General features: G+C 70.0%; 11 protein-coding genes. 8 read left to right on the top strand and 3 right to left on the bottom strand.

From position 1 onward, the window contains the following. Positions 1 to 23: 23 nt before the first annotated feature. Entirely contained in the window at positions 24 to 1,877 is a 1,854-nt protein-coding gene (gene ilvD, locus OG194_RS20080; protein ID WP_327402204.1) for a dihydroxy-acid dehydratase, read from the top strand. Between the two features lie 94 nt (positions 1,878 to 1,971). On the opposite strand, the gene OG194_RS20075 is transcribed toward ilvD, so the two are convergent. Then, entirely contained in the window at positions 1,972 to 4,059 is a 2,088-nt protein-coding gene (locus OG194_RS20075; RefSeq protein ID WP_327402203.1) for a serine/threonine-protein kinase, read from the bottom strand. A gap of 182 nt (positions 4,060 to 4,241) precedes the next feature. Here OG194_RS20075 and OG194_RS20070 point away from each other — a divergent pair, with 182 nt between their 5' ends. The 4 genes from OG194_RS20070 (at position 4,242) to OG194_RS20055 (ending at position 6,501) form a co-directional block, all read left to right on the top strand. Then, on the top strand, positions 4,242 to 4,553 hold the full coding sequence (locus OG194_RS20070) for an SH3 domain-containing protein (RefSeq protein ID WP_327402202.1): 312 nt from the start codon (positions 4,242 to 4,244) through the stop codon (positions 4,551 to 4,553). Positions 4,554 to 4,581: 28 nt separating this feature from the next. Then, on the top strand, positions 4,582 to 4,929 hold the full coding sequence (locus tag OG194_RS20065; RefSeq protein WP_442811597.1) for an SH3 domain-containing protein: 348 nt from the start codon (positions 4,582 to 4,584) through the stop codon (positions 4,927 to 4,929). Positions 4,930 to 4,975: 46 nt separating this feature from the next. Further along, on the top strand, positions 4,976 to 5,518 hold the full coding sequence (locus OG194_RS20060; protein ID WP_327402201.1) for an EamA/RhaT family transporter: 543 nt from the start codon (positions 4,976 to 4,978) through the stop codon (positions 5,516 to 5,518). A 200-nt stretch (positions 5,519 to 5,718) separates the two neighbouring features. Beyond that, positions 5,719 to 6,501 carry a class I SAM-dependent methyltransferase gene (locus OG194_RS20055; RefSeq protein WP_327402200.1) on the top strand — a complete coding sequence of 261 codons (783 nt, stop codon included), beginning with the start codon at positions 5,719 to 5,721 and terminating at the stop codon, positions 6,499 to 6,501. 337 nt (positions 6,502 to 6,838) lie between these two features. Here OG194_RS20055 and OG194_RS20050 read toward each other — a convergent pair whose 3' ends face one another. Beyond that, complete coding sequence (locus OG194_RS20050) at positions 6,839 to 8,326, bottom strand: SulP family inorganic anion transporter (RefSeq protein ID WP_327402199.1); 1,488 nt, start codon at positions 8,324 to 8,326, stop codon at positions 6,839 to 6,841. Positions 8,327 to 8,629: 303 nt separating this feature from the next. Between OG194_RS20050 and OG194_RS20045 the strand changes: the two genes are divergently transcribed. The 3 genes from OG194_RS20045 (at position 8,630) to proC (ending at position 11,141) form a co-directional block, all read left to right on the top strand. Further along, positions 8,630 to 9,451 carry an ABC transporter ATP-binding protein gene (locus tag OG194_RS20045; RefSeq protein ID WP_327402198.1) on the top strand — a complete coding sequence of 274 codons (822 nt, stop codon included), beginning with the start codon at positions 8,630 to 8,632 and terminating at the stop codon, positions 9,449 to 9,451. Then, positions 9,448 to 10,251, top strand: coding sequence for an ABC transporter permease (locus OG194_RS20040; protein WP_327402197.1), 804 nt, complete (start codon positions 9,448 to 9,450; stop codon positions 10,249 to 10,251). The genes OG194_RS20045 and OG194_RS20040 overlap by 4 nt, the downstream gene beginning before the upstream one ends. Positions 10,252 to 10,331: 80 nt before the next feature. After that, a complete protein-coding gene (gene proC / locus OG194_RS20035) occupies positions 10,332 to 11,141 on the top strand; it encodes a pyrroline-5-carboxylate reductase (RefSeq protein ID WP_033287344.1) in 810 nt (269 codons plus the stop codon). 46 nt (positions 11,142 to 11,187) lie between these two features. Here proC and trpS read toward each other — a convergent pair whose 3' ends face one another. Next, positions 11,188 to 12,183 carry a tryptophan--tRNA ligase gene (trpS, locus tag OG194_RS20030; protein ID WP_327402196.1) on the bottom strand — a complete coding sequence of 332 codons (996 nt, stop codon included), beginning with the start codon at positions 12,181 to 12,183 and terminating at the stop codon, positions 11,188 to 11,190. Between the last annotated feature and the right edge of the window lie 203 nt (positions 12,184 to 12,386).

Below are 12,386 nucleotides of genomic sequence, written 5' to 3'. Positions count from 1 at the left end.
TCTGTCTGAAGGAGCGATCGACGATGCCCGAGCTGAGGTCCCGTACAGTCACCCACGGCCGCAACATGGCGGGCGCACGCGCCCTTATGCGCGCCTCCGGTGTACCCGGTGCGGACATCGGCCGGAAGCCGATCATCGCGGTGGCGAACAGCTTCACGGAGTTCGTGCCCGGCCACACCCACCTCCAGCCCGTCGGCCGGATCGTCAGCGAGGCGATCACCGCGGCCGGCGGCATCCCGCGCGAGTTCAACACCATCGCGGTGGACGACGGCATCGCGATGGGCCACGGCGGCATGCTCTACAGCCTGCCCTCCCGTGACCTGATCGCGGACTCGGTCGAGTACATGGTCGAGGCGCACTGCGCCGACGCCCTGATCTGCATCTCCAACTGCGACAAGATCACGCCCGGCATGCTCATGGCGGCACTCCGTCTGAACATCCCGACGGTCTTCGTCTCCGGCGGTCCCATGGAGGCCGGACGCGCCACCCTCCAGGACGGCACGGTCCGCACGCTGGACCTGATCGACGCGATGGTCGACGCCGCGAACGAGAGCATCTCCGACGCGGACGTCCTCAACATCGAGGAGAACGCCTGTCCGACCTGCGGCTCCTGTTCCGGCATGTTCACCGCCAACTCGATGAACTGCCTGACGGAGGCGATCGGCCTCTCCCTCCCCGGCAACGGCTCGGTCCTCGCGACCCACACGGCCCGCAAGGGCCTGTACCAGGACGCGGCCCGCACGGTGATGGACATCACCCGCCGCTACTACGAGCAGGACGACGAGACGGTCCTGCCGCGCAACGTCGCCACCTTCGCGGCCTTCGAGAACGCCATGGCCCTCGACATCGCGATGGGCGGCTCCACCAACACGATCCTGCACCTGCTGGCCGCGGCGCAGGAGGGTGGCATCCAGTTCGGCCTGGACGAGATCAACGCCGTCTCGCGCCGGGTGCCGTGCCTCGCGAAGGTCGCCCCGAACGTCGCGAAGAACCGCACGTACTACATGGAGGACGTGCACCGCGCGGGCGGCATCCCCGCCCTCATGGGCGAGTTGCACCGTGCGGGCCTGCTGAACGAGGACGTGCACTCCGTCCACAGCCCGTCCCTCGCGGACTGGCTCAAGACGTGGGACGTGCGCGGCGGTTCGCCCTCTCCGGAGGCCGTGGAACTGTGGCACGCGGCGCCCGGCTGCGTCCGCTCCTCCGAAGCCTTCTCCCAGTCCGAGCGCTGGGAGGCTCTCGACGAGGACGCGGCCGAGGGCTGCATCCGCTCCGCCGAGCACGCCTACTCCAAGGACGGCGGCCTCGCGGTCCTCAAGGGCAACCTGGCGGTCGACGGCTGCGTCGTGAAGACGGCGGGCGTCGACGAGTCCATCTGGACGTTCGAGGGCCCGGCGGTCGTCTGCGAGTCGCAGGAAGAAGCCGTCGAGAAGATCCTCAACAAACAGGTGACGCACGGCGATGTCGTCGTCATCCGCTACGAGGGCCCCAAGGGCGGCCCCGGCATGCAGGAGATGCTCTACCCGACGTCCTTCCTCAAGGGCCGAGGCCTCGGCAAGACCTGCGCCCTGATCACCGACGGCCGCTTCTCCGGCGGCACTTCGGGCCTGTCCATCGGCCACGCGTCCCCCGAGGCGGCGTCCGGCGGCACGATCGCCCTCGTCGAGAACGGCGACCGCATCCGCATCGACATCCCGAACCGCTCCATCGAACTCCTCGTCGACGATGCCGAGTTGGCCCGCCGCGAGGCCGCGCTGGACGGGCAGTACGCCCCGAAGCAGCGCGAGCGCAAGGTGTCGGCGGCGCTGCGCGCGTACGCGGCGATGGCGACCAGCGCGGACCGGGGAGCGGTGCGGGACGTCAGCAAGCTGGGCTGAGGTTGGTTCGCAACTCCTGTAGTACCGCAGCTCGTTGGGCCCCGGGCCGTCCCCCTTCGCGGGACGGCCCTTCGGCTTGCCGGGCTTACGTCCGCTACCAGGCGCCCGGGGTACGGGAGTTGACGGCGAAGACCGTGCCGTCGGGGGCGGCGGCGTAGACGTGGTTGTTCGCTACGACGGGTTCGGGCAGCGTGGCGACCACCTGCCCGGAGTTCGCGCCGAGTCGAGCGGCCGTCTGCCCGACGAGTTGCCCTGTGTCGGCGTCGACCGCCAGGAGGCGTCCGTCCGGGGCGGTGACGTACACGTGCCGGTCGTCGACGACCGGTACGGAGCCGCGGCTCACGGAGGTCTCAAGGTGCCACAGCCGCTTGTGGGTGTCCGTGTCGACGGCCTCCAGCGAACCCCCGGTGGCCAGTACGTACACGACGTTCCCGCGCATGGCGGCCACGGCGTCCTGGCGCGGGACGGGCAGCGCCACCCGGCTCGACGTCCTGGTCCCGGGGGAGTAGCGGACGATGGCCTTCGTGTTGCCTGAACTCCAGTCGGTGGAGAGGAAGAACACCGATCCGCGGTGGACACCGACGGGCCTCAGTATTCCCTGTACCTGTGCCTTCCACCGCACGTCACCCGTGTCCGGATCGACCGCGGTGACCTGCGTGTTCGACCCGTCGTCGGACGGTCTCGTCGCGTATGCGAGCGGGCTCCCGGCGATCGGGACGAAGGAGGAGACACCAGGGATCGGGCGACTCCACTTCGTCTTGCCCGACGCGGCGTCGACGCCCGAGACCGTGCCGTTCGCACGGGTGAGCAGGGCCATGCCGCCGACGTAACTCACGGAGTCGCTCGGCGGCGTGTTCCGCTGCCAGACCGTAGCCCCCGAGGACGGGTCGAGCGCCTCAAGACGCCGGCTCCCGCCGATGTTCGGATGTACGAGCCCGCCGGCGACGACCGGTGCGCCACCGGGTCTCTCCTCGGCGACGGAATGCCGCCACAGCAGGGTGCCGTCGGCCGGTGCGAGAGCGTAGACGACTCCTGACTGAGCACACAGCAACTCGCCCGCGCCGTAGGCACATTGGGGAACACCCCCGGCCTTCGCCGCGGGCTTCACTGCCCAGGCCTTGAACGCGTCCGGCGAGGTCCGCGCGCCGGTGGTGCTCTTCGGTGCGGGGTCCGCGTCTCCGGCCAGTTGGACCGAGGCGAGGACACCACAGGCGACCAGCAGCGCGGTCCCGGCCGCCAGAATCGCCAACCGGCGCCGCCGGGGCTTGGGTTCGGGCTTCTCCACCTGGTCGGGCTTCGGCATCGGCGCACCACCGGTCCGCTGCTCCGGTATGAACGCCTGCGTGTCGTACGAGGCCGCCACGGACCGCAGCTCCCGCATCAACTCGTCGGGCGTGGGCCGCTCCTCGGGCTCCTTGGCGAGGCAACGCAGCACGAGCGGCGCCAGGTTGTCCGGCACCTCGGCCAAGTCCGGCTCGTCGTGCACGACTTGGTACGCCACGACATACGGGCTGTCCGAGTCGAACGGCCCACGCCCCGTCGCCGCATGCACCATCAGGGACCCGAGCGCGAAGATGTCCGCGGCGGGCCCGACCTCTCTGGGCCGCCGGAACTGCTCGGGGGCCATGAAGGGCGGCGTCCCGATCAACTTGCCGGTCTCGGTGCGTAGTTCGCTGTCCTTTGGCCGAGAAATACCGAAGTCGATGACCTTCGGCCCGTCCTCGGCGAGCAGCACATTGCTCGGCTTGAGATCTCTGTGCACGACGCCGACCCGATGGATGTCGCGGAGCGCCTCGGCCAGTCCGGCCATCAGCTGGCGCAACTGGGCCGGAGCCATGGGCCCGTTCCGCTTCACATGCTCGGACAGGGTCGGCCCGGGAATGAACAGCGTCGCCATCCAAGGTCGTCGAGCCTCGGGGTCGGCATCGACCACCGGTGCGGTGAAGGCACCGCTCACCCGCCGGGCGGCGGCCACTTCCTGCTTGAACCGCCCCCTGAACTCGGGGTCCTGGGCGAACTCCGCGTGGACGACCTTCACGGCGACCTTCATCCCGGAGGTGCTCTGCGCCAGATGCACCACGCCCATGCCGCCGGAGCCCAGGCAGGACTCCAGGCGGTAGTGACCGGCGTACTCGGGAAGTTCCGCTTCCGCGCCCGCTCCGGTGTTGCGCTGTGGCGCCATGGAACCACCCCCGTGCTGATCGTCCGCGCGCACGACGCACGGAGCCTAGTCCATGACACGTACGGGACAGAGGCGACTTGCCCGCCTCCCGGTGTGAGTTGCGCACATGTGTTTCATGGCGTGTTTTAAGGGAATCAACGGGACCCCATGGCAGTCATGGGGTGCAACGGGGGAGGTTTTCCATGTCTGTTGACCGCGCTCAAGAGGCCGAGGGCAGCAAGGCCGAGGCTGTCGCGACGGCAGCGGCCGTGCACTACTACACGACCGCCGACGTCCGCCTCAACATCCGCAGCGGCCCGGGAACGAGCTACAGCATCGTCGGCAGCCTGCCCGGGGGCTCCCGGGTTCCGATCTACTGCCAGACGCCGGGCACGACGGTCACCGGCACCTACGGCACGTCGAACATCTGGGACAACATCAGCAGCGGCGAGTTCATCTCGGACGCCTACGTGAGCACCGGCAGCGACGGCTACGTGGCCTCCCGCTGCTCCTGAACCCACGTCACCGACCCAAAGGACACGCATGTCATCCCGTAGACGCAGATCCGTCCTACTCGCCGGTGCGGCCGGAGCCCTGCTCATGGTGATGGGCTCACCGGCTCAGGCCAACGCGGCAGCGGCCGTGCACTACTACCCGATCGCGCCCGGTATCAGCGTCAACGTTCGCAGCGGACCCGGCACCGGCTACACCATCGTCCGCGTGCTGGCCGCCGGCTCGCAGGTCCCGATCTACTGCCAGACGCCGGGCACGACGGTGTCCGGCTACTACGGCACGTCGAGCATCTGGGACAACATCGACGACGGCGAGTACATCTCGGACACCTACGTGAACACCGGCAGCGACGGCTACTTCCGCCCGCGCTGCTCCTGAGCCCCCAACGGGAGCCCGCGCCCACCCCCGGAGCCATAATCGTCCCGTGAACGACGAGACGACCGGCACCCAGGACACCCCCGCGGGCTCCCCAGGCGAAGGCACGGCCACGGCTACGGCCACAGCCGCAGGCCCCCGCCCCGAACCCCTCCGCTTCTTCGGTACCACCTGGGTGAACCACGACAACGGCTACACCGCGCGCCGCGTCGCCACGGCCGCCGGCTCCCTCGCCGCCGCGGCCGCCGCCTGCCTGATCCTCCGCTTCGCCTACCAGGGCATCCAGATCGCGAACGTCGGCAGCTTCGTCACCCTCCTCCTCATCGTGATGTTCGCGATCTGTAGCGCCCTCGCCTTCGGCCACACCTGGGAAACCTTCAAAAAACGCCCCGACCCCGACCGTCAGGCCTCCCTCCGAGGCCTCCTGGCCATCGGCTTCGTCGGCTCCCTCCTCGCCTACTTCGCGCGCTCCCTGGTGGAGGCCCCCGGCGAGAGACTCCACCGCCAGGAGTACGAGACCGCACTGACCCAGTACGAGAAGCGCACGTCGCGCCGCACCCGCAACCCGTCGAAGAAGCGTCGGGGCGCCTGAGGCAGGGGCAAGGGGCCCGGGGCAGGCGGCAGGCTTCAGGCACGGGCAGGTCTCCGGGCACACGGAACTCTCCAGCTGAGCGAGAGCCGGTCCTACGACAGCGCGCGACTCCGCGCGACTCCGCGGTCACGGCGGTTCCCCATTTCATTTCTCACCAAAAACCACCTGCACCCTGCACCCACCCGGGTAACCATGGCCGTATGACCACCTCCGCAAATCCCCCCTCACCCGCCGCCCGAGCCCGGTCCTTCGACGCCGCCGCAGGCCAGTACGCCGAGAACCGCCCCTCCTACCCGCCCGCCCTCTTCGATGCCATCGAGGAACTCGCCGGCCACCCCCTCACCGGCGCCCGCGTGGCGGACGTCGGCGCGGGCACCGGCATCGCGACCGCCTTGCTGCACGCCCGCGGCGCCGAGGTGATCGCGATCGAACCCGGCGACGGCATGGCGGCCCAGTTCCGCCGGACCCTCCCCGACGTCCCGATCGTCCGAGGCAACGGCAACGCCCTCCCCCTCACCGACCACTCCGTCGACTTCCTCACCTACGCCCAGGCCTGGCACTGGACCGACCCCACCCGCTCGGTCCCGGAAGCGCTCCGCGTGCTGCGCCCCGGCGGCGCACTCGCCCTGTGGTGGAACACCGGCGCACGCGACGTGCCGTGGATCGCCGAGCAGTCGGAACGCATCCGGATCCACTTCGGCATCGACCGCGTCGTGGAGCAGAACGGCAGCGGAGTGCGTGCCGCGCTGGCCGACCCCACCGGCCGCCTCGACTTCGCCCACCGCAGGGTCCGCTGGAGCCGCCTCGTCCCGATCGACACGCACCTGGCCAACATCGGCAGCCACTCGGCCTTCCTGGTCCACGAAAAGGCAAGCACAGAAGCCTTCCTGACTGAGGAACGGGACCACCTACGCACCGTCTTCCCGGACGAACTGGTGGAGGAGACCTACGTCGTGGAACTCGTCGTAGCCCTCACCCCATGACCCCCTGAAACCCACCCCGCCACGCATCCGGCAGCCCACCGAGTCACCCTGCGAGCTCTGATGCCCTAGGGGCGCGGGGCTGCACCGGTACCCGGCTCCGCCGCGCACCCGCACTCCCCAACCCCGCCCACTCCGATCCCCTCAGGGGCGCGGGGCTGTACCGATACCCGGCTCCGCCGCGCACCCGCACTCCCCAACCCGCCCACCTCAATCCCCTCAGGGGCGCGGGGAACTGCGCACCCAGCCCCCACTCACCCGCACCCCGCACACAACCGAAGCCACCCACCCCCAACCCGGCCCCACCACTCCCCGCCCCGCCAGCCACGAACTCCCCAACTCACCCTCCCCTCAAAGCCGTTACCCCCTCACCCCGCCCTTGCCCCTGCCTCGGTGCCGGCCCCCGCCCCATCTCCCGCCCGACGACCCACCCCTCCAACGCCGCCGCACACGCATGATCCACATGCCGCAACCCACCCAACTCCAGCCGCACCACCCGATCACCCGGCAACGCCTCCAACAGCTTCGGCAACCGCAGAAACGTCGCATGCCCCAGCACCCGTACGACGATCCCCGCGTCCCCGAGGTCCTCCGTCACCACCTGCACATGACTGACGTCCCACGCCGTCTTCGCCACGGCCAACGCCAGCCCGACCAACACCCCCTCGAACAGATTCCCCACCACGATCGCCACCGCGGTCACCCCGAGCACGACCACCTCACCCCGATGCCCGCGCCAGAGCCCCCGTACCTGCCGCACCGGCACAAGCCGGCACCCGGCATGCACGAGCAACCCCGCCAGCGCCGCCACCGGAACCAGCCCCAACACCCCGGGCAGCAGAGCCGTGAACACCAGCAACCACCCACCGTGCAGCACTCGCGAGGCCTTCGTCCGAGCCCTCGCCCGAACTCCCCCGGAGGGGGTACCCCCACCCGCACTCCGCACGATCCCCGCGGTCATCGGCAACGCCCCGAGCACCCCGCACACCGCGTTCCCCACCCCCTGCGCGATCAACTCCCGGTCGTAGTCCGTCCGCTGCCCCCGATGTAGCCGGTCCACCGCCGCCGCGCTGAACAACGACTCCGCCGACGCGATCAGCGCGAACGCCACGACCGTCCCGATCACCCCCACTTCCGTGAGCCGCCCGAAATCCCCCCACTCCGGCACCCGCACGGCACCGACCAGCCCCCGCACCTCCACCCGCCGCACCGCCAGGTCGAACCCCCCGGTCACCGCCGCGGCCAACCCCACCGCCACCAACGGCGCCGGAACCAGCCGAGCCCCCCACCTCCACCGAGGCCACAGCAGCAATACGGCAATGGTGGCACCCCCCACTGACAACGCCACCGGATCCACCACCCCCGGCAGCGACACCAGCCCGGCGAGCTTCCCCACCCCGCCCGCCGGCGCGGCGACATCACCGAGCGCGTACACCTGCCCGGCGACCAGCACGAGCCCGATCCCGGCGAGCATCCCGTGCACCACGGCGGAAGACACGGCCCGGAACCACCGCCCCAGCCGCAGCACCCCGAGCCCCAACTGCACGACCCCGGCCGCGAACACGAGCACCCCGAGCGCCTCGACGCCGTACGCCCGCACGGCCTCGTACACGAGCACGGTCAGCCCGACGGCCGGACCGCTCACCTGCAAGGTGCTACCAGGCAACGCCCCGACCACGAGCCCACCGACCATCCCGGTCACCAACCCCGACTCGGCCGGCACCCCGGAGGCGATCGCCACGCCCACACACAGCGGCAGCGCTAGAAGAAAGACAACGAAAGAAGCGGACAGATCGGCCTTGCTCACACCGCAGCGCACGACACGCATGACAACGGCACCTCCGAAGACAGGACAGAACCGGACGGGAGATGCGCGGGCGCCGCACCGGGGGAGGGTACGGCGAACTGAAATCCATTGTCGGGAAAGGGAGTTGGCCCCGCACCCGATTCGTGTTGCCACCCGCTGAACGCGGAGGCATCCATACCGGAGCACCCCACTCCGATCACGCCACCACGCGCCTGCGCCGTCGTACGCACCTGCGCCGCCCCGCATGCCTGCGCCGCCCCGCACACCCACCGGACGACACCAACCCGCTTGACGGCCCCGTCCCGCGAGAGCATTATTCATCACATGATGAATTACCTCCCCGGCCCGTCCGCGTCACCGGACGCCTCACCCGGCACGGACCCCGACCCCGCCGTCCAAGCCGAATCCCTCACCGTCGCCCGCGGCCCCCGCACAGTCCTCCGCGCCCTCGACTTCGCCGTCCCGCGCGGCCAGATCACCGGACTGCTCGGCCCCTCCGGCTGTGGCAAGTCGACGCTCATGCGCTCGATCGTCGGCACCCAGGCCAAGGTCACCGGCACCCTGAACGTCCTCGGCCGCCCCGCCGGACACCCCACCCTCCGCACCCGCATCGGTTACGTCACCCAAGCCCCCTCCGTCTACGACGACTTGACGGTCCGTCAGAATCTGGGCTACTTCGCCGCGGTCCTCGACCCCGGCCGAGCCGCCGCCACCCGCCGCCACGACGACGTCACCCGCGCGATCACGGACGTGGACCTCACCACCCACGCCGACTCCCTCGCCGGCAACCTCTCCGGCGGCCAACGCAGCCGCGTCTCCCTGGCCGTGGCGCTCCTCGGCACCCCGGAACTCCTCGTCCTCGACGAACCCACCGTCGGCCTGGACCCCGTCCTGCGCCGCGACCTCTGGGCCCTCTTCCACAACATCGCCGCCTCCCGCGGCGCGACCCTCCTCATCTCCTCCCACGTCATGGACGAGGCCGAGCGCTGCCACCGCCTCCTCCTGATGCGCGAGGGCGAGATCCTCGCCGACGAGACCCCGGACGCCCTCCGCACCAGCACCGGCTCCGACACGGTCGAAGCCGCCTTCCTGCACCTGGTCGACGAGGCCGTAGCCACCGCCCGCCAGAAGGAGACGACCCGATGAGCACGAACACGGCCACGAACACGGCCGCCACGACGACCGGCACCCCCGCACCAACCAGCGCCCTCAGTGCATCCCGCACCGCCGCCACCGCCGCCCGGGTCCTGCGCCAGCTCCGCCACGACCCGCGCACGATCGCGCTGCTGATCCTCATCCCGTGCGTGATGCTCGTCCTGCTGCGCTACGTCTTCGACGGCAGCCCGCGCACCTTCGACAGCATCGGCGCCTCACTCCTCGGCATCTTCCCTCTCATCACGATGTTCCTGGTCACGTCCATCGCCACCCTGCGCGAACGCACCTCCGGCACCCTCGAACGCCTCCTCGCCATGCCCCTCGGCAAGGGCGACCTGATCGCCGGCTACGCCCTCGCCTTCGGCATCCTCGCGATCATCCAGTCCGCCCTGGCGACGGGCCTCGCCGTCTGGTTCCTGGGCCTCGACGTCACCGGCAGCCCCTGGCTCCTCCTCCTGGTCGCCCTCCTCGACGCCCTCCTCGGCACCGCCCTCGGCCTCTTCGTCTCGGCCTTCGCGGCCTCCGAATTCCAGGCCGTCCAGTTCATGCCGGCGGTGATCTTCCCCCAACTCCTCCTCTGCGGCCTCTTCACCCCCCGCTCCGCCATGCACCCCGCCCTGGAGGCCATCTCCGACGTCCTCCCCATGTCGTACGCCGTCGACGGCATGAACGAGGTTCTCAAGCACACCGACATGACCGCCACCTTCGTACGCGACGCCCTGATCGTGGCCGGCTGCGCACTGCTGGTGCTGTGCCTGGGCGCGGCCACCCTGAGAAGGCGTACGGCATAGAGGAGTGAGGAGCACGGAGGTCCTGTTCCGCCAGCCGGACAGCCACCACCCCTTCCCACGGCTGGTGCGAGGATGGGCCCATGAGCCAGAAAGTCGCAGTCCTCGGCACCGGCAAGATCGGTGAGGCCCTGCTCAGCGGAATGATCCGAGCGGGCTGGGCCCCGGCCGACCTGCTGGTCACCGCCCGCCGCCCCGAGCGCGCCGAAGAACTCCGCACCCGCCACGGAGTCACCCCGGTCACCAACCCGGAGGCCGCGAAGACCGCCGACACCCTGATCCTCACGGTCAAGCCGCAGGACATGGGCACCCTCCTCGACGAACTCGCCCCGCACCTCCCCGCCGACCGCCTGATCATCAGCGGCGCGGCGGGCATCCCCACCTCCTTCTTCGAGGAGCGCCTGGCCGCAGGCACCCCCGTCGTCCGTGTCATGACGAACACCCCCGCCCTCGTCGACGAGGCCATGTCCGTCATCTCCGCCGGCAGCCACGCCACCGAGGCCCATCTCGCGTACGCCGACGAGATCTTCGGCGCCGTGGGCAAGACGCTCCGCGTCCCCGAGTCCCAGCAGGACGCTTGCACCGCCCTCTCCGGCTCCGGCCCGGCGTACTTCTTCTACCTGGTCGAAGCCATGACGGACGCCGGCATCCTGCTCGGCCTGCCGCGCGACAAGGCCCACGACCTCATCGTCCAGTCCGCGATCGGCGCCGCCGTCATGCTCCGCGACAGCGGCGAGCACCCGGTGAAGCTCCGCGAGAACGTCACCTCGCCCGCCGGCACGACGATCAACGCCATCCGCGAACTGGAGAACCACGGCGTACGCGCCGCACTCATCGCCGCCCTGGAAGCCGCCCGCGACCGCAGCCGCGAACTGGCCTCCGGAAACAGCTAGTCAGCCAGACAGATGGCTGGCTATCCGGTCAGCCGACGCCGGTCCGCTACGCAGGCAGAAGCCCGATGGCCCGATACGCGCTGTCGACCATCGGCTTCGCCATCTCTCTCGCCTTCTCCGCCCCATCCCGCAACACCCCTTCCACATAAGCGGGATCCGCGCACAACTCCTTGTGCCTCTCCTGCACGGGCCTGAGCAACTCGACCACGGCCTCCGCCGTGTCCTTCTTCAAAGTTCCGTACGACTCATATACACCGCTCAGGTCCTCGGGGTTCCCACCACCGCAAGCGGCCAGGATCTCCAGCAGATTGGCCACCCCCGGCCGCGCCTCCCGGTCGTAGACGACCTCCGCCGCACTGTCGGTCACGGCCCGCATGACCTTCTTCCGTACGACCTCCGGCTCGTCCAGCAGATAGACGATGCCCGGCCCGGAGTCGTCCGACTTCCCCATCTTCGAAGTCGGCTCCTGCAGGTTCATCACCCGAGCCGCCACCCCCGGCCGAGTCGCCCGAGGGACGACAAACGTGTGCCCGTAGCGCTGGTTGAACCGCACCGCCAGATCCCGGGTCAGCTCCACATGCTGCGTCTGGTCGTCCCCGACCGGCACCTCGTCCGTCCCGTACGCCAGGATGTCCGCCGCCATCAGCACGGGATACGTCAGCAACGACAGCCGCACACTCCCGCCCCGCTCCCGCTCGCGCGCGGCCTTCTCCTTGTACTGGACCATCCGCCGCATCTCACCGTCGGTGGCCACACACTCCATGACGTACGACAGCCGCGCGTGCTCGTCCACATGACTCTGTACGAACACGGTGCACAGCTCGGGATCCAGCCCCGCCGCCAGCAACAGCGTCGCCGCCTGCCGACTGAGCCTGCGCACCCGCGCCGGATCGTGGTCCACGGTCAGCGCGTGCAGATCGACCACACAGAACAGCGCGTCGCTCTGCCGCTGATCCACATCGACCCACCGCCGGATGGCGCCCAGGTAGTTCCCCAGCGTCAGATGCCCGGTCGGCTTGACCCCACTGAAGACCCGCGTCATCTCTCCACCTCCTGATAGAGACCGCCGCACCCGGCCGGCCGGCCCTCTGGAGGGAGAAACGCGAACGGCCGCCGATGCGGCGGCCGTTGAGTACATACGTGTGTACGGCCGCCGTCAGGCGGCCCACCACTGCTGGGTGCACGTATGCGTAGTCACGTCACACAGCGTACGCCTCCGCAGTGCTCTCCGGAGCGGAGTTGACA

Origin of the sequence: Streptomyces sp. NBC_01288, assembly GCF_035982055.1 — a bacterium.
Classification (GTDB): Bacteria; Actinomycetota; Actinomycetes; order Streptomycetales; family Streptomycetaceae; genus Streptomyces.
Note: the sequence above shows the minus strand (reverse complement) of the source record. Positions and strands in the feature narration are given on the sequence as shown.

What these genes read in the sequence shown, in the direction of transcription:
- ilvD (WP_327402204.1), top strand. Translation starts at nt 24, where the DNA reads ATGCCCGAGCTGAGGTCCCGTACAGTCACCCACGGCCGCAACATGGCG.
- OG194_RS20075 (WP_327402203.1), bottom strand. Translation starts at nt 4,059, where the DNA reads ATGGCGCCACAGCGCAACACCGGAGCGGGCGCGGAAGCGGAACTTCCC.
- OG194_RS20070 (WP_327402202.1), top strand. Translation starts at nt 4,242, where the DNA reads ATGTCTGTTGACCGCGCTCAAGAGGCCGAGGGCAGCAAGGCCGAGGCT.
- OG194_RS20065 (WP_442811597.1), top strand. Translation starts at nt 4,582, where the DNA reads ATGTCATCCCGTAGACGCAGATCCGTCCTACTCGCCGGTGCGGCCGGA.
- OG194_RS20055 (WP_327402200.1), top strand. Translation starts at nt 5,719, where the DNA reads ATGACCACCTCCGCAAATCCCCCCTCACCCGCCGCCCGAGCCCGGTCC.
- OG194_RS20050 (WP_327402199.1), bottom strand. Translation starts at nt 8,326, where the DNA reads ATGCGTGTCGTGCGCTGCGGTGTGAGCAAGGCCGATCTGTCCGCTTCT.
- OG194_RS20045 (WP_327402198.1), top strand. Translation starts at nt 8,630, where the DNA reads ATGATGAATTACCTCCCCGGCCCGTCCGCGTCACCGGACGCCTCACCC.
- OG194_RS20040 (WP_327402197.1), top strand. Translation starts at nt 9,448, where the DNA reads ATGAGCACGAACACGGCCACGAACACGGCCGCCACGACGACCGGCACC.
- proC (WP_033287344.1), top strand. Translation starts at nt 10,332, where the DNA reads ATGAGCCAGAAAGTCGCAGTCCTCGGCACCGGCAAGATCGGTGAGGCC.
- trpS (WP_327402196.1), bottom strand. Translation starts at nt 12,183, where the DNA reads ATGACGCGGGTCTTCAGTGGGGTCAAGCCGACCGGGCATCTGACGCTG.